Source organism: Kitasatospora sp. NPDC059795, from assembly GCF_042732175.1.
Classification (GTDB): domain Bacteria; phylum Actinomycetota; class Actinomycetes; order Streptomycetales; family Streptomycetaceae; genus Kitasatospora.
The window spans coordinates 263225-286478 of sequence record NZ_JBHWID010000010.1 but is presented as its reverse complement, the minus strand read 5'-3'; the positions used below and the strand labels follow the sequence as shown (position 1 = coordinate 286478).

Below are 23254 nucleotides of genomic sequence, written 5' to 3'. Positions count from 1 at the left end.
GGGTCAGCTCCCCGTTCCGGGCTGCTGCGGGTGGCCGCCGTAGGGGTCGTTGGGGTCGTAGTAGGTGGTGGGCTGCTGCTGTTCGGGCAGCCAGGCCTGCTGCTGCCCGTCCTGCTGCCCGTTCTGCTGCCCGTTCTGCTGCTGCTGGTAGCCGGCGTCGGCCGCGTACGGGTCGGTCCAGCCCTGGGCGGGCGGGGCGTCGTAGCCGTAGCCGGGCTGCTGCTGCTGCTGCGGCTGCCCGTACTGGTCGTACGTCTCGGGCTGGTAGGGCGCGCCGACCGGCTGCTGCTGGGTGTAGTCGTAGCCGTAGCCGTCGGACTGGTAGCCCTGCTGCTGGTACGGGTTCGCCTGGTAGGGGTCGGCCTGGTACGGGTCGGCGAACGGCTCGGGCTCGGCCCGGTAGGCCTCGGCGGGCTCGGGTTCGCCGGCCGACTGCGCCGGGACTCCGGTGGCGTAGACGCCGGGTTCGGCGCCCTGGTCCTCGCCCTCGCCGCGTTCGGCGAGCCGGCGGGCCCGGCGGCTGCCGGGGGCGGGGGCCTGGGCCTGCGCGGCGGCGGCCAGCGCCTGGGCGGCGACGACCTCCTCGGGCAGGTCGTCGTCGTTGTGGTTGCGGCGGCCGGGCAGTGCGAGCACCAGCACGACCACGCCGAGCGCGAGCTGCGCCCAGACCCAGCCGGTGTGCAGAAGGCCGTCGCTGCGGGTGACCTCCAGTCGGCCGCCCTCGGGCGGCAGTTGGAAGCCCTGCGCCCAGCCGTCCAGCGTGACGGCGGTGAGCGGCTTGCCGTCCAGGGTGGCTTCCCAGGCCGGGTCGGCCTGTTCGGCGAGCCGCAGCTGGCGGCCGGCCGGGCCGGCCGGGATCTTGGTCCAGATGTCGTGGTCGCCGGCCGGGACGATCACCGGGACGGTGCCGGGGCTGACGATCTGGGCGCGGCTGCCGGGGACGGCGGAGACCTGCCAGAGGCCGACGCCGTGGTCGAGGCTGAGCCGGATCACGCCCGGGGTGGTGTCGAGGACGTCCCGGACCTTGCCGAGCACCGGGTCCTTGGCCTGGATGTAGCTGACGCCGTAGCCGGCCAGCGTGCGGGCCAGGTCGCCGCCGGAGCCGGCCAGCAGCTTGGCGGTGATCTGCCCGAGCTGCTGGTCGGCGGCCGCGTCCACGGTGCCCTCGGCCTGGCCGGTGGTCAGGCCGGCGCCGCGGACCAGCGCGTAGCGGACGGCGGTGCCGTCGGCGTCGCCGTTGATCGTCAGGGTGCGGGAGCGGTCGGTGGTGTCGCCGGCCTCCGCGATGAACGCCGGGACCTGCGCGGCGGTGTCGCGGCGCAGCGGGCCGTCGGCGCCGACGATCGCCCACCAGGCGGCGGTGCCGACCGGGGCCAGCACGGCGAAGGCCAGCACCAGCGCGGCGACCGGCTGACGCCAGCCGAACGCGATGCCGGAGACGCGGGCATTGGCGCCGTCCGCGCCGATCGCGGCGGCGGCCAGCAGCGCGACGCCGGCCAGCAGGGTGGCCGGGCCGGCCCAGGCGGCGGTGTCGGGTCCGCCGGAGGCGGGGGTGACGACGGTGCCGGCCACGGCGACCGAGAAGAGCAGTCCGGCGGCGGCCGCGCCCCAGGCGGCGAGCACCGCGCGGCGGCGGTCGGCGCGCAGCAGCGCGGCGAGCGCGGACAGCACCACGCCGGCCGACAGCCACACCGGCGGGACGCCGGCGCCGCCGGGGTTGACCAGCACCAGGCCGAGCGGGTCGGCGGCCGGGCCGCTGAAGCCGGGCACGCCGGCCTCCAGCAGCAGCCGGGACGGGTGCGTGAGGACGTCGATCGACCAGGGGGCGAGCACCAGCACGGGCACGCCGAGGATCACCGCGACGCGCAGGCCGAGCAGCCGCACCGCCTGCATGCCGGAGCCGAACGCGCCGCCGCGGAGCACCGCGTGGACCAGCGCGGCCGCGCAGAGCGGCACCGCTATGGCCCAGATCAGCGGGACGAAGGCGGTGCTGACGGTGAGCATCAGCACGGTCATCCAGGCGGAGCGCCAGCCGGGGCGGGCGCCCTTGGCGGCGGTCTCCTTGCGGATGCCGAGACCGGCGGTGATCGCGGCGGCGCGGGCCAGCGGGGGCAGCAGCACGGCGAGCACCGCGGTGCCGATCCGGCCCTGGGCGAGCGCGCCGGTGGCGGCGGGCAGCAGCGCGTAGCTGGCGCTGGCCCAGGCGCGGACCAGCTTGGAGGCGATCAGCGGCCGGGAGACCAGGTAGGCGCCGACCGCGGACAGCGGCACGGAGAGCACCACGAGCAGGGTGATCGCCAGGTCGGCGTGGCCGAACAGCGCCCAGGAGAGGATGGCCAGCACGCCGAGGTAGGGCGGGGCGGTGGCGGTGGAGCCGGTGCCGACGGGGTGCCAGGAGTCGGCGAACATGTTCCACAGGCCGGCCGCGCCGTCGCCGGCGGGCAGCAGCGCGCCGCCCTGCAGGTAGCCGGAGCCGATCAGGTTGCGGCAGGCGACGAGCGAGAACAGCAGCAGGGCGGCGAACAGCACCGGGGCGGGCCGCCGCACCAACTTCTTCAGCAGCGCGAACTGTTCGACCACCAGGTCGTCCGTGTCGTCCTCGCCGGGGCCGGACTCGACGGAGCCGTGCCGGCCGGCGCCCGCTTCGTCGGCGCCGCCGATGCCGAGCGAGCCGACCACGTTCTCCACGGCGAGCCGGACGGTCGCGCCGGGGGCGGGGAACAGGGTGCGGTCGTCCAGCGAGTCGACCGAGCGGGTCTTGCGGCGGCGCGCGCGGGCGGCCATCAGCCGTGGCAGGCGCAGCAGTTCGTGGCCGAGGCCGGCGATCTCGTCGTAGGCCTGCCGGGGGTCCTTGCCGACCAGGTTGACGATCACCCGCAGCAGGGTGCCGATGATCAGCCGGAGCAGGACGTAGGGGAACAGCGCGCCCTTGGAGTTGGCGAGCAGGGTGTAGACGGCGCCGGACTTGTCGACCCGGTGCGGGTGGGCGGGGCCGCAGTCGATGGCGCGGCGTTCGCGGCTGGCGGCCTCGGCATGCCGGAGCACGGCGTCGGGGGCGACCACCACCCGGTGGCCGGCGGCGTTGACCCGCCAGCAGAAGTCGGTGTCGTCGCGCATCAGCGGCAACGCCCGGTCGAATCCGCCGAGTTCCTCGAAGACATCGCGGCGGACCAGCATGCCGGCGGTGGAGACGGCGAGCACCGGGCGGACCTGGTCGTGCTGGCCCTGGTCCTGTTCGCGGCGGTCGAGGCCGGTCCAACGGCGGCCGGAGCGGGCGATGGTGACGCCGACCTCCAGCAACTGCCTGCGGTCGTACCAGGAACGGAGCTTGGGGCCGACCACGGCGGCGGTCGGGGTGGAGTCGGCGACCTGGAGCAGGCGGCGCAGGGCGTCGGTCTGCGGTTCGCAGTCGTCGTGCAGCAGCCAGAGCCACTCGACCGGCTTGGTCTCGCGCGGTCCGCCGCGGCCGAGGTCGTCCTCGGCGCCGAGCGGGTCGCCGAAGTCGTCCCAGCCGCCGGTGACCGGGTCGTAGCCGGACGGGTCGAGGCTGTAGGAGAGGTCTTCGGGGCGCAGCGGCGGGCTGTTGAAGACGGCTTCGCCGACGGCGCGGCCGAAGCCGACCCGGCGGCCGAGGATCTGCGGGCCGCTGTCGGGGAGCCAGTCGCCGAGGGTGTCGGCGAGCAGCTGCGGGGAGTTGTCGGTGGAGCCGGTGTCGACGGCGAGGATGCGCTGCACCTGCCGGTCCTGGCCGAGCAGCCCGGCGAGCGCCTGAGGCAGCCAGCGGGCGCCGTCGTGCGACACGATCACCGCGGTGACCAGGTGACGCGGGTAGGCGGGTGGCCTGGCAGCGGAGAAGCCGCTCTGGTGGCTGTAGACAGTCATCGGGTGCGCGGACCACCGGTTCGGGTTTGACGGCAGATGACGCACCACACTAACGGCTCCGGGTGGTCGGGTTGTCCCGGGTGGTGTGAAGAGAGCGTGCAGCGGGTATCGGCGCTGCCGGCCCGGGTGTTGCGGGAAATGCCAAAGCGCCCCACCGGTTGGTGAGGCGCCGACACGGGTGAGGTCTGCAGGGAGTCAGACCGCGCTCTTCTTCAGACGGCGGCGTTCGCGCTCGGAGAGGCCGCCCCAGATGCCGAACCGCTCGTCGTTGGCGAGGGCGTACTCCAGGCATTCGGCGCGGACCTCGCACGCCAGGCAGACCTTCTTGGCCTCCCGGGTGGATCCGCCCTTTTCGGGGAAGAACGACTCAGGGTCCGTCTGGGCGCACAACGCGCGCTCCTGCCAGCCGAGTTCCTCTTCTTCTTCCTCGATGCCCTCACCGATCAACAGCTCAAAGAGCTCGCTCATTCTGGCGCGCCTCCTCTGCCCCTCTTGGCGTCCCCGTGGTGTTGCCGTTGCCGGTGCGGCGGAACGACACGAGAGAAATTACAGTTGCGTCACTCTGGCCCAGTCAAGCCGAGCTCTGGTATTGGGCCAAGGATTCACTCCCCGGAACCAAGCCACTACGAATAGTGTACATATCCGGACAACCCGGACATCGCGCATGGTTCCTGATCTGCCGTCAGCCCGCCCGATCGCGTCCGGCCGCACGGGTCCGAGGCGATCTCACGCCGTGCCTTCCCCGTGATCTTCCCATCCAAACCCGATTGGGCGTTTATCACCCCATCCGGTGGTTCCACGGCGATGTGACCCGAATGTCCGACCTGGCTCCTTGACACTGGAGGGTCGGTTGCGGTCTGCTTTCCTCTATGTCCGAGTCCCCGGCCCTCTTCGCCGACCAGCGCCGCCGCGCGCTCCTCGGTGCTGCCGCGGACTCCTCGTGTTGTTGCCGCTGTCTCCGCTGTATCTAGGCGCACGCGTCCCACCGCGCGCCGCCCCCGGAACAGAGGCCGACCGCGCGACAGTCCCCCCTGAACGCTCTCGCGGATCCGGCTGATCCCTGCTCGCAGCCGAATACCCGAGGACGTCACACCGTGCGAATGCCCCGCTTCCGCAAGCGCAACCGCGACCGCAAGCGCCCGCCCCTCTCCGTCGCCGCCCCGCGCTGGACGGACGGTCTGAGCGACGTGTCCATCGCGGGCGACCCGACGGCCTTCCCGCACCTGGCCCGCACCGACCTGCCCGCGCACCCCACCACCGTCGCCGGCTACGCCCGGCTGGTCCGGGAGATCGCCGCCGACCGCGCCCGCTGGGAGCCGCTGGTCCGCTACGACGCGCTGACCCGCTGGTACGCCCGGCTGGAGACCGGCCCCGGCTACGAGGTGTGGCTGCTCAGCTGGCTGCCCGGCCAGTCCAGCGGCTTCCACGACCACGGCCCCTCCACCGGCGTGATGACCGTCCTTCAGGGCGAACTCACCGAACGCGCGTTGACGGCCGGCGGCGAGGGTTCGCGCACCCTGGCCCCGGGCGGGCTGCGGGTGTTCGCCACCGGCCACCTGCACGAGATGGTCAACGCCGCGCTGGAGCCCGCGGTCTCCGTCCACCTGTACACGCCCGGCCTGGTCGAGATGAACCAGTACCCGGCCGCCGTCCGGGAGCAGCGTCACCGGGTGCACTGAGCCGCTGGCAGGATGTTGGCCATGCGAATCACTGCACTGGCGGGCGGGATCGGCGGGGCCAGGTTCCTGCGCGGCCTGAAGGCGGCGGTCTCGCCGTCGGACGAGATCACCGTGATCGGGAACACCGGCGACGACATCCATCTGTACGGGCTGAAGGTCTGCCCCGACCTGGACACCGTGATGTACACCCTCGGCGGCGGCATCAACGAGGAACAGGGCTGGGGGCGCCGCGAGGAGACCTGGTCGATCAAGGAGGAGATGAAGGCCTACGGCGTCGGCCCCGAGTGGTTCGGGCTCGGCGACCGGGACTTCGCCACCCACATCGTCCGCACTCAGATGCTCGCCGCGGGCTACCCGCTGTCCGCCGTCACCGAGGCGCTGTGCGACAGGTGGAAGCCGGGCGTGCGACTGCTGCCGATGAGCGACGACCGGATCGAGACGCACGTCCGGATCAGCGACGCGGACGGGCCGCGGGTGGTGCACTTCCAGGAGTACTGGGTGCGGCTGCACGCCGCCGTCGACGCCGAGGCGATCGTTCCGGTCGGCGCGGACACCGCGAAGCCCGCGCCCGGTGTGCTGGAGGCCATCGCCGACGCCGACCTGGTGCTGCTGCCGCCGTCCAACCCGATCGTGTCGATCGGCACCGTCCTCGCCGTCCCGGGCATCCGGGAGGCGGTGGCCCGCGCGAGCGCCCCCGTGGTGGGCCTCTCCCCCATCGTCGGCGGCGCGCCGGTGCGCGGCATGGCCGACAAGGTGCTCGCCGCCGTCGGCGTGGAGACCTCGGCCGCGGCCGTCGCCAAGCACTACGGTTCGCGCGGCAACGGCGGGCTGCTGGACGGCTGGCTGGTGGACAGCGCGGACGCCGGCGCGGTCGCCGAGGTGGAGGCCGCCGGGATCGCCTGCCGGGCCGTGCCGCTGATGATGACCGACGTCGACGCCACCGCCGCGATGGCCCGCGCCGCCCTGGAGCTGGCCGCCCAGGTCGCCGAGGCCGCCAAGTGACCGCCGACGAACTGCGGGTGCTGCCCGTCACCGGGCTGCCGGAGGTCCGCGAGGGCGACGACCTCGCCGAACTGATCCACAAGGCGGGCGAGTTCGCGGACGGCGACATCGTGGTGATCACCTCCAAGGTGGTCTCCAAGGCCGAGGGGCGGCTGCTGCACGCGGACGACCGGGAAGCCGCGATCGACGCCGAGACCGTCCGGCTGGTCGCCCGGCGCGGGCCGATCCGGGTCGTCGAGAACCGCAACGGCCTGGTGATGGCCGCCGCCGGTGTCGACGCGTCCAACACCGCCGCCGGCACGATCCTGCTGCTGCCGGTCGACCCGGACGAGTCGGCCCGCCGCATCCGCGCCCGGCTCCAGCAGCTCACCGGCCGTCGGCTCGCCGTCCTCGTCACCGACACCTTCGGGCGGCCCTGGCGCAACGGCCTCACCGACGTCGCCATCGGGGCGGCCGGGATCCCCGCGATGGAGGACCACCGCGGGCGGACCGACAGCCACGGCAACGAGCTGTTCCAGACGGTCACCGCCACCGTCGACGAACTCGCCGCGGCGGCCGACCTGGTGAAGGGCAAGACCAGCGGCACGCCGGTGGCCGTCGTGCGCGGCCTGTCGCACCTCGTCACCGCGGAGGACGGGGACGGGGCCCGGCCGATCGTCCGTCCCTCGGTGGACGACATGTTCCGGCTGGGGACGTCGGAGGCCGTTCGGGAGGCCGTCACGCTGCGGCGCACCGTCCGGGCGTTCACCTCCGAGCCGGTCGACGGCGGCGCGGTCCGGCGTGCCGTGGCGGCTGCCCTCACCGCGCCCGCGCCGCACCACACCACTCCGTGGCGGTTCGTGCTGCTCGAATCGGCGGAGAGCCGGGAGCGGCTGCTGGACGCGATGCTCGGCGCGTGGGAACGGGATCTGCGGGAGCTCGACGGCTGGTCCGAGGAGCGCATCGCGCGGCGCACGGCCCGGGGTCAAGTGCTGCGGGACGCGCCGTACTTGGTGGTTCCCTGCCTGGTGACGGACGGCGCCCACAGCTACCCGGACGCGCGGCGGGCGGGGGCGGAGCGGGAGATGTTCACGGTCGCGATGGGGGCCGCGGTGCAGAACCTGCTGGTCACCCTCAACGGCGAGGGGTACGGGTCGGCGTGGGTGTCGTCCACGATGTTCTGCCGGGACACCGTCCGGGACGTCCTGGACCTGCCCGCGGAGTGGGACCCCATGGGCGCCATTGCGGTGGGCCGGCCGGCGGAGGCCCCGAAGGAGCGTCGGCCCCGGGTGGCGGACGACTTCCTGCGGGTCAGGTAGGGCCGCCCTCCGGAGCCCGTCACCGTCTGCGGTGATCGTTCGGGGTCAGTCGCGGGCCGTACTTCGGGGGGCGGGCTCCGGTGAGGGGGAGGATGCGGCAGAGGCGGTAGCGGTGGGGGCGGTAGGGCTCCAGGAGGGTGAGCATCTGGGCGTCGTCGCTGCGGGGGCGGCCGGCGAGGGCCCAGCCGACGATGTCGGGGAGGTGGAAGTCGCCGACGGAGACGGCGTCCGCGTCGCCGTTGCTGCGTTGCAGGGTCTCGGCGGCGGTCCAGAGTCCGATGCCGGGGACGGCGGTGAGGCGGGCGAAGGCGTCGGCGGAGGGCATGGCGGAGACGGCTTCGAGCTTCGCGGCGAGGCGGACGGCGCGTTGGACGGTGGCGGAGCGTTTGGGGTCGACGCCGGCGCGGTGCCAGGCCCAGCTGGGGACGAGGGACCAGTCGCGGGCGGAGGGGGCGACCCGCATGCCGAGGTCGGCGGCGGGGCCGGGGGCGGGGGCGCCGTGGTCGCGGAGCAGGGTGCGCCAGGCGCGGTAGGCCTCGCCGGTGGTGACCTTCTGTTCCAGGATCGCCGGGACGAGGGATTCCAGGACGAGGCCGGTGCGGGTCAACCGGAGTCCGGGGCAGGCGCGTTGGGCGTCGCGGAGCGGGCCGGGCGGGAGGACGAGGCCGGCGGGGTCGTCCTCGGCGCCGAGCAGGGCGGGGAGTTGCTGGAGCAGCCAGTCCGCGCCGGGGCCCCACGCGGTGGCGGTGATCTCGTCGTGGTGGGGGCGGATGCGCAGGGTGCCGGGGCCGTCGGGGGTGCGGGAGGCGCGCCAGACGGTGCCGTCGGGGTCGCGGCGGAAGGCGGGGTCGCCGGTGCCGCGTTGCAGCGGGTAGAGGGTGCGGCCGAGGTCGAGGGGGTACCCGGGCCGCCACTGTCGGGTCCGGTCCGGCATCGGGGTTCCTCGGGGTGTGCGGGTGGCGGGGGCGTCTGCGAGGGTAACGCGGCGCGGCGGGTGGACGGGCGGGCACCCTCCCGTCCGGGCGTACACAGGACGTAGGCTGGGGCGCACCATGACTGCGCCTTTCGCTGCCGACGCCCGCACCCCCGCCGAGCTGCTGCAGGCCTACCTGCGCGCCGGGGCCGGTGCCGATCCGTCCCGCCCTCTGGTGACCTTCTACGACGACTCGACCGGGGAACGGGTGGAGTTGTCGGCGAAGACCTTCGACAACTGGGTGGCGAAGACGGCCAACCTGTTGCAGGACGAGCTGAACGCCTCGCCGGACGACCGGGCGGCGCTGCTGCTGCCGGCGCACTGGCAGAGTGCGGTGTGGCTGCTGGCGTGCTGGTCGGTGGGCGTGGTCCCGGTGCCGGGCGGCGAGCCGAAGGACGCGGACCTGGTGGTGTCGGGTCCGGACGGTCTGGCGGCGGCGCAGGAGTGCCCCGGCGAGCGGGTGGCGCTGGCGCTGCGCCCGCTGGGCGGCCGGTTCCCGCAGCGGCCGGACGGGTTCCTGGACTACGCGGCGGAGGTGCCGAGCCAGGGCGACCGGTTCGCCCCGTACTCGCCGGTGGATCCGCAGGCGGTGGCGCTGGAGACGTCGGTGGACGGGCTGGCGCTGAAGCTGACGGGCGAGCAGGCGGTGGCACTGGCCCGGGAGGGCGTGGCGCGGCTGGGTCTGGACAGCGGGAGCCGCGTTCTGTCGACGCTGTCGTTCGACGACTGGGCGGGCCTGGAGGCGGGTCTGCTGGCGCCGCTGGCGGCCGGGGCGTCGGTCGTACTGTGCCGCAACTCCGGCGAGTTGACGGATCGTCAATGGCAGCAGCGGATCGAATCCGAACGGGTGACTCTGCGGCTCGGCTGAGCAAGCAGGCCGCTACGGCGTGCGCCACCGTCCCGGTGGGGCGCGCCGTTGTCGTTTCCCGCCGCTCCGGCGGGTGACGGCGGCTCCGAGCCGGGCGGATCGCCGGGCGGGCTCGTCTAGGGTGGCCCGGATGAACAGCGGACACCGCTCGGACCACTCGGGGCAGTCGGACGTCGACCCCGCCGATCAGTGGGTGCTCGACCCGGCGACCGGCGAGTTCCGGCTCGACCTGGACGCGGGCCGCCGCCCCCGGGCGGCGCGGGCCAGGCCGTCCGTCCGGGCGGGCGCCAGGGCGGTGGTGGGCGGCCGGTCGGCGCGGCGGCGCGGCCGGGTGGTGCGCGGGCGGCGGGTGCTGGCCTGGGTGGCGGGCGCGCTGGGGCTGCTGCTGGTGGCGGGCTGCGGCGGCGCGTTCTACGTGTACCGGCACCTGAACCGGAACATCTCCTCGGTGAAGGTGCAGGTCGGCGACGAGTCGGAGCGCCCGCAGGCAACCGACGCGCTGAACCTGCTGGTGATCGGCACCGACAGCCGGGTCGGCCTGGGCCGGGCGTACGGCGACGAGGGGTCCGCCGGGCACGCGGACACCACGCTGCTGTTCCACGTCGCCAAGGACCGCAGCAATGCGACGGTGCTGTCGATCCCGCGCGACCTGATGGTGGCCGTCCCGGAGTGCCGGACCGGTGGGAAGCGGATCCCGGGCGAGCCGCGGGCGATGTTCAACACCAGCCTGGGGCAGGCCGGTCGGGACCCGGGGTGCACCTGGAAGACCGTGGAGAAGCTGACCGGCGTCCGGATCGACCACTTCATGATGGTCAACTTCGAGGCGGTGAAGTCGCTCTCCACGGCGGTCGGCGGTGTCGAGGTGTGCGCGGCCACCGCCATCGACGACCCGTACTCGCACCTGCGGATGAGCGCCGGGCGGCACGTGGTGCAGGGCGAGGAGGCGCTGGCGTTCGTCCGGACCAGGCACGCGGTGGGCCTGGGGGGCGATCTGACGCGCATTCCGCTTCAGCAGCAGTTCATCAGCTCGATGATCCGCAAGATGAAGAGCAGCGACACGCTGACCAGCCCGGGCAAGCTGTGGGACCTGGCGGACGCCGCCACCAAGGCGCTGACCGTGGACAGCGCCATCAACGACGTCGGCCGGCTGAAGGACCTGGCGCTCGACGTCTCCCGGGTGAACGCCCGGAACATCACCTTCACCACGGTGCCGGTGCTCGACGACCCGACGGACAACAACCGGCTGGTCCTCAAGCCCGGGGACGCCCAGCAGCTGTTCGCGATGATCGCCGCGGACCGCTCGCTGACCGAGGTCGCCCAGCAGCCGTCGGCGACGCCCTCGCCGTCGCCGTCCGACAGTGCCCCGGAGCCGCCGGCGGACGCGGACACGGTGCGGGTGACGGTCCGCAACGGCACCGGGACGCCCGGGCAGGCCGGGAAGGCGGTCTCGGTGCTGCGGGCGAGGGGCTTCGCACTGTCCGCCGCCGGCGCCAACACGGAGGTCCACCAGGCCAGTTCGGTGTTCTACCCGGCGGGTCGGGAGGATCGGGCGCAGGCGGTGGCCGCGACGCTCGGCCTGCCCGCGACGGCGGTCCGGGCGGGCGGCCGGCCGGGCGGCGTGTCGGTGGTGCTGGGCGCCGACTACGTCGGGGCGGGCGGGCCGTCGGCGGCGCCGACCGAGGCCCCGAAGGACCTCCAGCGAGTCCGGGCGGACGACACCAACGTGTGCGCGTCGAAGGCCAAGTAGCCTGCTCAGGCCGGGAGTTCGGCGTCCGGGACGAGAGTGTCGGGGGCGGTCTCGGTGTACTGCTCGCCGGTGCGCGGGCAGCGCCAACGGCCGTCGCCCGCGGGTTCCAGCGGTTCGCCGGCCCGGCCGACCCACTTGACCCGGCGGGCCGGCACGCCGACCACCAGCGCGAAGTCGGGGACGTCCCGGTGCACCACCGCGCCGGCCGCGACCAGCGCCCACCGGCCGACGGTGACGCCGGCCACCAGCACGGCCCGGCCGCCGATCGAGCAGCCCTGCCGGAGGGTGACGCCGCGGGCGTGCCAGTCGTCGCCGCGCTTGAGCCGGCCGTCGGGGTCGACGGAGCGCGGGTACAGGTCGTTGGTGAGCACGGCGGCGGGGCCGACGAAGACGCCGTCCTCCAGCACCGCGGGCTCGTACACCAGGGCGTGGTTCTGGAGTTTGACCCGGTCGCCGAGCTTCACGCCGGGGCCGACGTACGCGCCGCGGCCGATGATGCACTCGGCACCGATCTCGGCGTGCTCGCGGACCTGGGCGAGGTGCCAGACGGTGCTGCCCGGGCCGACGGCGGCGCGCGGGTCGACGTCGGCGGTGGCCTCGATCCTGGGGTCGCTGCTCGTCATGGCGCGACCCTAGCGCGGGCGGACGGCCCCCGTCCGGCGTTCCCGGGGGCCGTCCTGGACGGTGCGTCAGACGCCGGTGGCGGCGGCCGGGTCGATCGGTGCGGGCGGGGTGGAGGCGATCACCTTGCGGGCCAGCTTGCGCGGCGAGGTGAGGAAGCCGAAGCCCCAGCTGAGGTGCATGGTGGCGAGCGCCAGCGGAACCTGCACCCGGGCCTTGGCGGACAGGCCGCGGCCCTCCGCCAGGCCGCCCGCGACGATCGCCGCGAAGTAGCCGCCGGGCAGCACCAGGAACACCGGGTGCAGCGCGGCGCCGAGCACCAGGCCGACGACCACGCCGAGCAGGGCGGCCGGCGGGGCCAGGTAGCGCAGGTTGACCGAGCCGCGGTGGTAGCGGGTGACGACCCGGCGCCAGCGGCCGTAGTCCTTGTACTGCTTGGCGAGGGCGCGCACGCTCGGCCGGGGCCGGTAGGTGACCTTCAGCTGCGGGGTGAACCAGACCAGCCCGCCGGCCTGCCGGATCCGGTAGTTCAGCTCCCAGTCCTGGGCGCGGATGAACTCCTCGTTGTAGCCGCCCTGCTGCTCCAGCACCTCGCGCCGGAACACCCCGAGGTAGACGGTGTCGGCGGCGCCGGCCAGGCCGCCGGTGTGGAAGGCCGCGTTGCCCACGCCTATCTTCGAGGTCATCGCGGTGGCGACGGCCCGCTCCCACTCGGTCTCGCCCTCGGCGTGCATGATGCCGCCGACGTTGGCGGCGTCCATCTCGTCGAGCAGCCGGACGGCGGTGGCGATGTAACCGGGCGTCAGCAGCCCGTGGCCGTCCACCCGGACCACCACGGGGTACCGGCTGGCGCGGATCGCGGCGTTCAGGCCCGCGGGGGTGCGGCCGGTCGGGTTGGGGACGGTGCGCACCCGGGGGTCCTCGGCGACCAGGGCGGCGGCGATCTCGTCGGTCCGGTCGGTGGACGGGCCGAGTGCGATCACCACCTCCAGTTCGCCGCCGTACTCCTGTTCCAGGATCCGGTGGACGGCGGTGCGCAGGTGACGTTCCTCGTCGAGCACCGGCATGATCACGGAGACCGCCGGCAGCTCCTCAGCAGCCTTGATGTTCATCGTGCCCGAGCGTACCGGCGCGGACCGGCCGGTGTCGGGCGGGGTGGGCCCCGGTCCGGCGCGCCGCCCGGGTGCGGCGGGGCACAGCGCCTAGCATCCGAAGAATGCCTGCTCAGCGACAGTCCGAACGTCTGCCCGGACCGATGCCGCCGCGCCGGCGGCGTTGGGGGCTGTGGGCGGCGGGCGCGCTCTCCTTCTCGGTGCTGGCCAGTTCGTGCGCGGGTTGGGCGGTGCTGAACGGCGTCGGCTCCTCGCTGGGGCGGGTGGACGCGATCGGCGGCGGCCCGGACCGGCCCGCGGACGACGGGGCGTCGACCTTCCTGGTGGTCGGCACCGACGACCGGGCGGGCATCCCGGAGGCCACCCTGAAGGACCTGCTGCACGCGGGCGGCGAGCCCTGCCACTGCACCGACACCATGATGATCGTCCAGCTGTCGGCGGACCACGGCCGGGCCACCGTGGTCTCGGTGCCGCGCGACTCGTACGTCGACATCCCCGCGCACCAGGACCGGGTGTCCGGCAAGCAGGTCGCCGCCTCCAAGGGCAAGATCAACGCCGCGTACGGGATGGGCGGGGCGCCGCTGGCGGTGCGCACCGTGGAGCAGAGCACCGGGCTGCGGATCGACCACTACATCGAGGTGAACTTCCTCGGCTTCGTCTCCACCGTGGACGCCCTCGGCGGCGTCCAGGTGTGCACGCCCAAGCCGTTGAAGGACGAGTACTCGGGTCTCGACCTGCCGGCCGGCACCAGCCGGCTGGACGGCGCGGGGGCGCTGCGCTACGTCCGGGCCCGGCACGTGGACGGCTCCTCGGACCTGGGGCGGATGCACCGCCAGCAGAAGTTCCTGGCGCAGCTGCTGCACCAGGCGTCCTCCGGCGGCACCCTGCTCAACCCGGCGAAGCTGACCTCGGTGATGGACACCGTGCTGCGGTCGGTGAAGGTGGACAAGGGCCTCGGCAATGCCGAACTGCTGGATTTCGCGAGCCGGTTGAAGGACCTGTCGGCGTCGAACGCGGACTTCGCGACGGTGCCGCTGTCCTCGGTGGACCACCCGGTGCCGGGCTGGGGCTCCACCGTGCTGTGGGACGAGAAGGGCGCGAAGGCGCTGTTCGACGCCGTCCGGGCCGGGCGGTCGCTGACCGGTCCGACCCCGGCGGCCTCCTCGCCGGCGCCCGCGCCCGCTGCCGGAACGGTTCCTCCGGACCAGGTGCGGGTGCAGGTGCTGAACGGCGCGGGCGTGCAGGGCCTGGGCAACCGGGTGGACGAGGACCTGCGCAAGGCCGGGTTCGCCACCACCGGCACCCCGTCCAACGCGCCCGGCAACGGCCCGGCCGCGACCCGCACGGTGATCCGCTACGACCCGCGCTGGGACGAGTCGGTGAAGGTGCTGGCCGCCGCGCTGCCGGACGCCGAACTGGTCCGGGTCCCGCACCAGGGCCCGACCTTCCAGGTGGTGGTCGGCAGCGACTACCGCGGCCCGTCCGGCCCCGCCGTGCCCGAGCCGGAGACCGCGGAGAACGGCCCGGTGGCCGGGGCGGAGAGCGGCAACGAGATCAGCTGCCCGGCCTGACGGCGGTCAGGGCAGCAGGTACTGGCCCACCGCCCACACCAAGTACCCGGCCAGCGCGAGGCGGTTGACCAGCAGCGCCGGGCCGGCCGGGTTCCCGGGCAGCACGGTGAGCGGGCGGCGCTCCGGGCGGCGGGCGAGCACGGAGACCGTGCGGGCGAGCTGCTGCGGGTCGTACGGGCCGCCGAAGTGGCGGTGCAGCATCCGGGCCGGGAAGGCCGCGAAGCCGAAGTCCACGCCGCGGCTGCCGCGCAGGGTGAACCGGCCCCGGTGCACCGCCGCCGCCTTCACCTGCGGCCAGTCCAGCCGGCGCCGCAGCAGCCCGCCGCTGTAGGCGACGCCGTCGCGGTCCACCTCCAGGTGCCAGGCGAAGGTGTTGACGAGGCCGATCAGCGTCGCCCCGCCCAGGAACAGCGGGCGGACCAGGCCGCCGAGCACGCCGCCCTCGGGGGTCCAGCTCATCGCGAGGCCGATCAGCACGGCCGCGAGCGGGCCCACGGCGCAGCGCAGCGCGACGGGCAGGCCGAACGCCCGGGCCTCCTCCGGGTGCGGGTCGGGGTGGTCGGCGAGGTCCTGTTCCAGGTCGCGGACGGCGGCGGCCTGCACCAGCACGCCGTCCGGGGCCGCGCCGCGGCCACGGCGCAGCCGGGGCGGGACGGCCCGGGCGGCGGTCGGCCAGGCCATCCACAGGTGCGGCTCGTCCGGGGAGCGGAGCACCAGGAGCTGACGGCGGCCGCCGTCGGGGCCCTGGTAGAGCAGCGCCTCGACGGGGTCGGTGGCCTCGGTCGGCCCGTCCTCCTCCTCGTCGTCGTCCTCGTCGGTCTCCAGGGCGGTGATGGGCAGCCACTCGGCCGGGCCGTCCTCGTCGGCGGGCGCGTAGAAGGCGTCGAGGTCGGCCCCGCGCAGCCGCCACAGGCCGGGCTCGCGGTCGCCGCCGTCGGCGGGCAGCACCGTCAGGTCGCCGTTCAGGTCCCACCGGACCCTGATCCGCAGGGCGGGGCCGTCCGCGGTGGGGCGGCGTTCGCGGGCGGTGCGGTGCGCGGACAGGGCCAGCAGGGCGGCGCAGGTGCCGGCCGCGCCGACGCCGAGCCACCACGAGGTGGAGTCCTGCCGTTCGTCGGCGGCCCTGGTCCAGCCGGTGCCGTCGGCCAGCAGCGGGATGTCCTCGCCGACCGTGCGCTCGCCGCCCACCTCCGCGGTGAGGTCCTCGACGCCGTGCAGTTGCCGGTAGGCGACGGTGGCGCCGTCGCCGTCCGGGTGGACGCTGCGCACGGTGGCCCGCACCTGGTCGGCGCCGGCCGCCCGGCGGAGGTCCTCCTCGGTCCGTGACACGCCGACGGCCAGCAGCACCACCGCGCCCACCGCGAGCAGGGCGGCCAGGACCTGGCGGATCCGGGGCGCGACCGGCGGGCCGAACGGGGAGTCGCCGCCCGCCAGCGTCCACGGGTAGGGCACGGACGGGCCCATCAGCGTGGCCAGTTGGGCGCGGGCGCGACGGCGGCCGGCCGCCACCCGGTACAGCGCGCCGGCCAGCGCGAGGTGCGCGGCGCAGGCGACGGTGGGCAGCCAGGGGCCGGGCAGTGCGTTCGGCAGGAACCAGAGCAGCGGGCCGACCACGGCCGGCACCGCCCAGTTGCCGCGCGGGCGCAGCCACAGCACCAGGAACTCCGCCAGCAGCACGGCGGGTGCGGCGCTCTCCGCGTACGGCGTGACGCAGGACTGCCACGCGTCGCACCGCTCCGGGGTCCGGTCGAGCGCGATCGCCAGCAGCACGGTCACCGCCGGCAGCAGCGCCGGCCAGCGGCTCTCCAGGCGCGGCCACACCCGGGCGGCCCGCCACTGGTCGGCGGCGGCCAGTGTCAGCGCGGGCGCGGCGGGCAGCGGGGGCGGGGGGTGCGGCGACATGCGGGGATTCTCGCAAGCGCCCGGACGCGGTGTCGGCAGCGGGTGCCCGGAACCGTCAACTCACCTTTTCGGCAACGCCGGTTGACGTCGCCTCCCGGAGTCGGGTCGAAGCGGGACCGATCGGCCGGGACGGACGGAGCCCGCCCGGAGGTGTTCCGGGCGGGCTCCGTGCGGTCGGTGTCGGGTCAGTCGGTGGCGATGGCGGCCAGCACGTTCATCCGGGCCGCCCGGAAGGCCGGGACGAGGGCGGCGATCAGGCCGACCAGGATCGAGCCGATCAGCACGGTGACGACGGTGCCGGTGGGGACGGTCAGCACCGTCAGCCCCTGCTCGGAGAGGACGGAGCGGGCGGTGACGCCCCAGCTCAGGCCGAGCGCGGTGCCGAGCAGGGCGCCGAACAGGGCGATCACCACGGACTCCAGCCGGACGGTGCGGCGCAGTTGGCGGCGGGAGAGGCCGATGGCGCGCAGCAGGCCGATCTCGCGGGTGCGTTCGATCACCGACAGCGCCAGCGTGTTGACCACGCCGAGGACGGCGACCACGATCGTCAGGCCGAGCAGGCCGTAGACCATGGCGAGCAGCTGGTCGAACTGCGACTTGACCATGTCCTTGTATCCGGCCTGGTCCTTGACCGTCAGCTGCGGGTACTCGGCCAGCGACTTCTGCAGGTCGGCGAGCACGGCGGCCTTGTCGGCCCCGGCCGCCGCGGTGCCGAACGCCACGCCGGTGGGCGGGAGTTCGCCGTTCATCGCGGTGGCGACGGTCGTGCTGTCGGTGAAGAAGCGGTGGTCGAACAGCTGGTTGCCGGTCTTGACGAGGGCGACCACCGTGAGGGTCTGGGTGCGGCCCTCGCCGTAGTTCACGGCGAGCCGGTCGCCGAGCTTCACGTGGTGCTCGCCGGCGATGTCCTGGCCGACCGAGACGCCGCCGCCGGCGAAGACCGCCTCGGCGCTGCCGGAGGCCACCGGGAGCCGGAAGTCGCGCAGGTAGTCGGGGGTCGAGACGGCGAGCCGGGTGCGCAGGGTGCCGCCGTCGGGCAGCGCCAGCTCGGCGGGGACGTTCCGCTGTTCGGTGAGGTGGTCGAGGCCCTTGGTGTGCCGGGCGGCGTCCACCATGGCGGGGGTGAGGACGCCCATGCCGCCGTCGACCACGTAGTCCGCGCCGACGCTCCGGTCGATCTGGTCGGTCATCGAGCCGACCATCGAGGAGGTGACCACGGAGGCGCCGATCACCACGGCGAGGCCGATCATCAGCGCGGCGGCGGTGGAGCCGGTGCGCCGCGGGTTGCGGACCACGTTGCGCTGGGCGAGCCGTCCGGCGGGGCCGAACAGGGCGGGCAGCAGGCCGCCGAGCAGCCGGACCAGGGCGGACACCAGCAGCGGGCCGAGCACCACCGAGCCGGTCAGGGTGGCCAGCAGGCCGAGGCCGAGCAGCAGGCCGCCGGTGGCGCCGGGCGAGCCCGCGGCGAGCACCAGCGCGGCGACGCCGCCGCCGGTGATCAGCAGGCCGAGCGTGGCCCGGACCCGGTTGGCGCGGGGTTCGGCGGGGGCGGCGTGGTCGAGCAGCGCGGCCATCGGGGTGATCCGGGCGGCGCGGCGGGCCGGGAAGAACGCGGCGAGCAGGGTGACGGGCAGGCCGACGGCGTAGCCGACCACCGGGACGGTCCAGGTGACCTGGAGCGAGGAGGAGTCCAGGTTCATTCCGGTCGCCTGCATCAGCTGGATCATGCCGACGGCGAGGCCGAGGCCCGCGCCGATGCCGATGGTGGAGCCGATCAGGCCGAGGATCAGGCCCTCGACCAGCACCGAGCGGTTGACCTGCGAGCGGCTGCCGCCGATGGCGCGCAGCAGGCCGATCTCCCGGGTGCGCTGGGTGACCAGCATGGAGAAGGTGTTGACGATCAGGAAGATGCCGACGGCGGCCGACAGGAAGGCGAAGCCGAGCATCGCCCACTTCATGAACTTCAGGAAGCCGCCGATCTGGTCGGAGTTCTCCTTCTGCTGCTCGGCGGCGGTCTTCGCCTCGAAGCCGCTGCCGAGGTCGGCGAGCGCGGCGGTCTTCAGCTCGTCGTCGCTGCGGGTGCCGTCGCCGAACAGTTCGACGGAGGTGTACGCCTCGGTGCCGAGCAGCACCCGTTGGGCGGTCGGGGTGTCCAGGAAGGCCAGCGCCGCACCGGGGTTGGTGGTCCGGAAGGTGACGATGCCGGAGACGGTGAAGTCGTGGCTGCCGCTCTCGGCGATCACCCGGATCCTGCTGCCCAGGCCGAGGCCGGACTTCTTGGCGGTGTCGGCGTCCAGCATCAACTGGTCGGCGCCCTGCGGCTGGTGGCCGGAGGTGATGTCCACCGACTTGCGCGGGGACTCGGTCCAGTTGCCGGTCAGGGTGGGGGCGCCGCCGGTCGGGCCGACCAGCTTGTTGGTGGCCGGGTCGACCAGGGTGGCGGAGGCGGCGAAGACGTTGCCGACGGCGGCCTTGACGCCCGGTTCGGCGGCGAGCTTCTGCTGGGTGGAGACCGGGACGGTCGCGGCCTTGCCGGGGCCGTTGGCGGTCAGCTCGTCCTGGGCCTTGCGCACCGACAGGTCGGAGGCGGTGGCGGCGAACAGCCGGTCGAAGGTGGAGGTGGCGGTGTTGTAGAAGACCAGGGTGCCGGCCACGAAGGCGACCGAGAGCACCACGGCCAGCAGGGAGAGCACCAGGCGCCACTTGTGCGCGAGGAAACTCCGCAGCGAAGTCTTGAGCAGCATCGTCGCGTCCCCGTCTCAGCTGGTGCGCTTGCCGTCGAAACGGCGCATGCGGGTCAGGACGGAGTCGGCGGTCGGGTTGTGCATCTCGTCGACGATCGCGCCGTCGGCGAGGAACAGCACCCGGTCCGCGTGGCCGGCGGCCACCGGGTCGTGCGTCACCATCACGATGGTCTGGCCGAGCTCGTCCACCGAGCGGCGCAGGAAGCCGAGCACCTCCGCGCCGGAGCGGGAGTCCAGGTTGCCGGTGGGCTCGTCGCCGAAGATGATCTCCGGCCGGGCTGCCAGTGCCCGGGCCACCGCGACGCGCTGCTGCTGGCCGCCGGAGAGCTGGCCGGGGCGGTGCTTGAGCCGCCCGGACAGGCCGACGGTCTCGATGACCTGCTCCAGCCACGCCCGGTCGGCCTTGCGGCCGGCGATGTCCATCGGCAGCGTGATGTTCTCCAGCGCGTTCAGGGTGGGCAGCAGGTTGAACGCCTGGAAGATGAAGCCGATCTTGTCGCGGCGCAGCCGGGTCAGCTGCTTGTCCTTCAGCCCGGTGATCTCGGTGTCGCCGATCCAGATCCGGCCCCCGGAGACGCTGTCCAGGCCGGCCAGGCAGTGCATCAGGGTCGACTTGCCGGAACCGGACGGGCCCATGATCGCGGTGAACCGGCCGCGCTGGATGTCCACGTCGACGGAGTCGAGCGCCGTCACCCGGGTCTCCCCCGAGCCGTACGCCTTGGTGACCTGCCGGGCCCGGGCGGCGGCGTCGCCGTCCTCCGGTGCGAGTGAGAGGTGCGCGGCGCTCGGTGCCGTGGTCACTGCGTGCTCCTTGGTGGGGTGGGGCGGGGTCCGCCCGATGTCCCAAGCCTCCCGTGCGCGCCGCGGCCGGTCGTCCTCCACCGGGACGACCGGCGTCACGGAGAAACGCTCCGGGGCCCGGGCCCTCTCCCCTAGGGGCTGACGCCCCCGGGGGTAAGGGTCCGGGCCCCGTCGGGTCGACGAACCGTCAGCTCGCGACGGCCAGTTCGGCCCGCGGCCGGAGGGCGGCGGAGAACGCGTCCACCACCGGGGTCAGCAGCACCTCGGTCTCCCGCTCCAGTTCGGTGCCGCCGTCCTCGCGCACCCCGATGTGCCGGTCCAGCACGAACCAGCCCTGGGTGATGTGCGCGGCGCCCATCGAGTTCAGCACCGGGCGGAGCGCGTAGTCCACCGCCAGCACGTGCGCGGTGGAGCCGCCGGTGGCCAGCGGCAGCACCGTCTTGCCGCGCAGCGCGTACTGCGGCAGCAGGTCGAGCAGCGCCTTCAGCAGCCCCGAGTAGGCGGCCTTGTACACCGGCGTGCCGATCACCACGCCGTCCGCCCGCTCGAACAGTTCGACGGCGCGGGCTATCGCCGGGTCGGCGGTGTCGGCGGTCAGCAGTGCCTCGGCGGGCAGCGTGCGGACGTCCAGCGCCGCCACCCGGTGGCCCTGCTGGACCAGCCGGCGGTCGACGTGGCGCAGCAGCCGGGTGGTGCGGGAGGTCGCGGACGGGGAGCCGGAGACGGACAGGATCACAGCCATGGAGTCACCTCGGTGCGTACGGCCGCGGGCAGGGGCGACCGGAAAGGAAGAAACGGGAAACGCGAGGGCGTGGACGCCGGACTCGCAGTGAGGGTGAATGCGCGGCGAGGACTCAGCCGCGACACAGCGAGCAGGACACCCGACCGTGGTCGACGTGCCGCCGACGGGTGAGGACCTTCCGCTGCTCCATGCCGCCATGCAAACACGCCCGGTTTTTCCGGGTCAAGGCCGTGCCCGCCTGGTGAACACCGCACTGGACAGTCCGGGCCCTGCATCAAAACGGCCACAAGGAGCCCCTGCCGAGCCGGACGATCACCACGCGGCCCGCCGTTCGGGCATCCTTCCCCTCATGAACACGTGGCAGGAGCGCCCGGGGGGCGGCGCATACGGGCAGGACGAGACGGCCCGCGGCCGGGGCGGGGCAGCGGCCGAGCCGCCGCTGCCGCCGAACCTGAATCCGCGCGGCGCGGGCGTCCCGCTCTCCCGCCCCGCCGTACCACCGTCCCCCGGCGGTCAACCGCCCTACGGCGGTCAACCGCCCTACGGCGGTCAGCCGCCGCACGGTGGGCAACCCCCCTACGGTGGCCAGCCGCCGCACGGTGGGCAACCGCCGCACGGGCAGCAGCCCTTCGCGTCCGAGCCGGACCCGGCGGGCGACGGGCGGCAGCCCGCGCGGCCGCGCCGCTCACGCAAGAAGATCATCGGATACACGGCGCTCGGCCTGGTCGCGGCGCTGCTCGCCACCGGCATCGGCACCTACTTCTGGGCGGACGGCAAGCTCCGCCACGAGAACGTCCTCGCCGACTATGCCGGGCGCCCGGCGGCCGGCAAGGGCACCAACTGGCTGATCGTCGGCTCCGACAGCCGCGAGGGCCTCACCGACGCCGAGGAGGACAACCTCCACACCGGCTCCGCCGAGGGCAAGCGCAGCGACTCGATGATGATCCTGCACATCGGCGACAACGGGAACACCCTGATGTCGATCCCGCGCGACTCCTGGGTGCAGATACCCGCCCACCAGGACACCTCCGGCAGCGGAAAGTCCGTCGCCGCCGCCACCCACAAGATCAACGCCTCCTTCGCCGCCGGCGGCGGACGGCTCCTGGTGCAGACCGTCGAGACCAACACCGGCCTGCGCATCGACCACTACGCGGAGATCGGCTTCGCCGGGTTCGTCGGCCTGGTCGACGCCGTCGGCGGCGTCGAGATGACCATCGACCAGCCGGTCAAGGACAAGGACTCCGGCCTCGACCTCAAGGCCGGCACCCAGACCCTCAGCGGCAAGCAGGCCCTCGCCTTCGTCCGGCAGCGCCACCAGATGGCCGACCAGGACCTCGGCCGGATGCGCAACCAGCAGAAGTTCCTCGGCGCCCTCGCCAAGCAGGCCGCCTCCCCCGCGACGCTGCTCGACCCGTTCACCTTCTACCCGCTGGCCTCGGCCGGCCTCGACACCCTGATCGTCGACGACGACGCCGGCCTCACCGACCTCGGCTCGATGTTCCTCGCCATGAAGGGCGTCACCGGCGGCGACGGCAAGACCATCACCGTCCCGATCGGCAACCCCGACTACCGCACCCCCACCGGCGAATCCGCGGTCAAGTGGGACCCGGCCAAGTCCAAGGCCGTCTTCGACGCGATGAAGAACGACACCGCCGTCCCCGACGCGAAGTAGCGCCCATTCGAACTCCCGTCCGCCCGCGCGTCGCTGACGCTCCGTCGGGGCGGCGGACGGGAGAATCCCGGCATGTCGCTGGTCACCTCCCTCATCTACCGCCGCCGAAGCCGACTGTTCGGCCGCCTCGTCCAGGAAGCGCTCGCCCTGTACGGGATGGAGGTCCCCGCCGCCGCCGAGATCGGCCCCGGCCTGCTCGTCTTCCACCGCGGCTTCGGCACCGTCCTGCATCCCTTCACCACCCTCGGCGCGAACGTCACCCTCTACAACGGCGTCACCGTCGGCCGGGCCGATCCGTGGGTGCCGCAGGAGGAATCGGCGATGCGACGGGTGGTGCTGGAGGACGGGGTGGTGGTCTGCGCCGGCGCGAAGATCGTCTGCAAGTCGGGCGTCCTGACGGTCGGCGCCGGCACGATCATCGGCGCGAACGCCGTCCTCACCCGATCCACGGGAGCCAACGAGATCTGGGCGGGCGCCCCGGCCCGAAAGGTGGGGGTACGGAGCCGGAGAGAGCGCCACCAGGGGCGCGGGGAACTGCGCGAAGCGGAAGTCGCCCCACCGCAAGCTCGCTGCGCAGGACAATGACCTGCACGTGATCGCGACCTTGCGGACGTGACGAGCGCTTGTCGCGCAGTTCCCC

The 23254-nt window shown here is 74.0% G+C and carries 17 protein-coding genes; 8 read left to right on the top strand and 9 right to left on the bottom strand.

Annotated elements, in window-relative coordinates; all coding sequences use genetic code 11:
- Positions 1 to 3 precede the first annotated feature (3 nt).
- Both ACFV4P_RS22245 and ACFV4P_RS22240 read right to left on the bottom strand, forming a co-directional pair.
- Positions 4 to 3882, bottom strand: coding sequence for a glycosyltransferase (locus tag ACFV4P_RS22245; protein WP_380473566.1), 3879 nt, complete (start codon positions 3880 to 3882; stop codon positions 4 to 6).
- A 195-nt stretch (positions 3883 to 4077) separates the two neighbouring features.
- On the bottom strand, positions 4078 to 4350 hold the full coding sequence (locus ACFV4P_RS22240) for a WhiB family transcriptional regulator (protein ID WP_033255587.1): 273 nt from the start codon (positions 4348 to 4350) through the stop codon (positions 4078 to 4080).
- Positions 4351 to 4976: 626 nt separating this feature from the next.
- Here ACFV4P_RS22240 and ACFV4P_RS22235 point away from each other — a divergent pair.
- From ACFV4P_RS22235 to ACFV4P_RS22225, 3 genes are read left to right on the top strand one after another with little or no spacing between them, the layout of a single operon-like run.
- Entirely contained in the window at positions 4977 to 5561 is a 585-nt protein-coding gene (locus tag ACFV4P_RS22235) for a cysteine dioxygenase (protein ID WP_380473564.1), read from the top strand.
- 21 nt (positions 5562 to 5582) lie between these two features.
- Entirely contained in the window at positions 5583 to 6563 is a 981-nt protein-coding gene (gene cofD / locus ACFV4P_RS22230; RefSeq protein ID WP_380473562.1) for a 2-phospho-L-lactate transferase, read from the top strand.
- Complete coding sequence (locus tag ACFV4P_RS22225) at positions 6560 to 7861, top strand: coenzyme F420-0:L-glutamate ligase (protein ID WP_380473560.1); 1302 nt, start codon at positions 6560 to 6562, stop codon at positions 7859 to 7861. The genes cofD and ACFV4P_RS22225 overlap by 4 nt, the downstream gene beginning before the upstream one ends.
- A gap of 19 nt (positions 7862 to 7880) precedes the next feature.
- Here the strand turns inward: ACFV4P_RS22225 and ACFV4P_RS22220 are convergent, their stop codons facing one another.
- Positions 7881 to 8795, bottom strand: coding sequence for a DNA-3-methyladenine glycosylase family protein (locus tag ACFV4P_RS22220; protein ID WP_380473558.1), 915 nt, complete (start codon positions 8793 to 8795; stop codon positions 7881 to 7883).
- Between the two features lie 118 nt (positions 8796 to 8913).
- On the opposite strand from ACFV4P_RS22220, the gene ACFV4P_RS22215 reads away from it, so the two are divergent.
- Both ACFV4P_RS22215 and ACFV4P_RS22210 read left to right on the top strand, forming a co-directional pair.
- The gene (locus tag ACFV4P_RS22215; protein WP_380473556.1) at positions 8914 to 9702 is read left to right on the top strand and encodes a TIGR03089 family protein; all 789 of its coding nucleotides are present in this window, start codon (positions 8914 to 8916) and stop codon (positions 9700 to 9702) included.
- A gap of 130 nt (positions 9703 to 9832) precedes the next feature.
- Positions 9833 to 11449: an LCP family protein gene (locus ACFV4P_RS22210; RefSeq protein WP_380473555.1), complete on the top strand. Its 1617-nt coding sequence runs from the start codon at positions 9833 to 9835 to the stop codon at positions 11447 to 11449.
- Between the two features lie 5 nt (positions 11450 to 11454).
- Here ACFV4P_RS22210 and ACFV4P_RS22205 read toward each other — a convergent pair whose 3' ends face one another.
- Both ACFV4P_RS22205 and ACFV4P_RS22200 read right to left on the bottom strand, forming a co-directional pair.
- Complete coding sequence (locus ACFV4P_RS22205) at positions 11455 to 12072, bottom strand: acyltransferase (protein ID WP_073808189.1); 618 nt, start codon at positions 12070 to 12072, stop codon at positions 11455 to 11457.
- A gap of 66 nt (positions 12073 to 12138) precedes the next feature.
- On the bottom strand, positions 12139 to 13182 hold the full coding sequence (locus tag ACFV4P_RS22200) for a glycosyltransferase family 2 protein (protein ID WP_380473553.1): 1044 nt from the start codon (positions 13180 to 13182) through the stop codon (positions 12139 to 12141).
- Between the two features lie 104 nt (positions 13183 to 13286).
- Between ACFV4P_RS22200 and ACFV4P_RS22195 the strand changes: the two genes are divergently transcribed.
- Positions 13287 to 14753 (top strand): LCP family protein, encoded by a 1467-nt coding sequence (locus ACFV4P_RS22195; protein WP_380473551.1) that lies wholly within the window; start codon positions 13287 to 13289, stop codon positions 14751 to 14753.
- A gap of 6 nt (positions 14754 to 14759) precedes the next feature.
- On the opposite strand, the gene ACFV4P_RS22190 is transcribed toward ACFV4P_RS22195, so the two are convergent.
- The 4 genes from ACFV4P_RS22190 to ssuE form a co-directional block, all read right to left on the bottom strand.
- Positions 14760 to 16655, bottom strand: coding sequence for a hypothetical protein (locus tag ACFV4P_RS22190; RefSeq protein ID WP_380473549.1), 1896 nt, complete (start codon positions 16653 to 16655; stop codon positions 14760 to 14762).
- Between the two features lie 185 nt (positions 16656 to 16840).
- Positions 16841 to 19399, bottom strand: coding sequence for an ABC transporter permease (locus ACFV4P_RS22185; RefSeq protein WP_380473547.1), 2559 nt, complete (start codon positions 19397 to 19399; stop codon positions 16841 to 16843).
- Between the two features lie 15 nt (positions 19400 to 19414).
- Positions 19415 to 20200, bottom strand: coding sequence for an ABC transporter ATP-binding protein (locus tag ACFV4P_RS22180; RefSeq protein ID WP_380473545.1), 786 nt, complete (start codon positions 20198 to 20200; stop codon positions 19415 to 19417).
- Between the two features lie 187 nt (positions 20201 to 20387).
- Positions 20388 to 20942 carry an NADPH-dependent FMN reductase gene (ssuE, locus tag ACFV4P_RS22175; RefSeq protein ID WP_073808180.1) on the bottom strand — a complete coding sequence of 185 codons (555 nt, stop codon included), beginning with the start codon at positions 20940 to 20942 and terminating at the stop codon, positions 20388 to 20390.
- A 349-nt stretch (positions 20943 to 21291) separates the two neighbouring features.
- Here ssuE and ACFV4P_RS22170 point away from each other — a divergent pair, with 349 nt between their 5' ends.
- Positions 21292 to 22614, top strand: a complete 1323-nt coding sequence (locus ACFV4P_RS22170; RefSeq protein ID WP_380473543.1) for an LCP family protein — start codon at positions 21292 to 21294, stop codon at positions 22612 to 22614.
- Positions 22615 to 22686: 72 nt separating this feature from the next.
- Positions 22687 to 23199 (top strand): serine O-acetyltransferase, encoded by a 513-nt coding sequence (locus ACFV4P_RS22165; RefSeq protein WP_380473541.1) that lies wholly within the window; start codon positions 22687 to 22689, stop codon positions 23197 to 23199.
- Positions 23200 to 23254 lie beyond the last annotated feature (55 nt).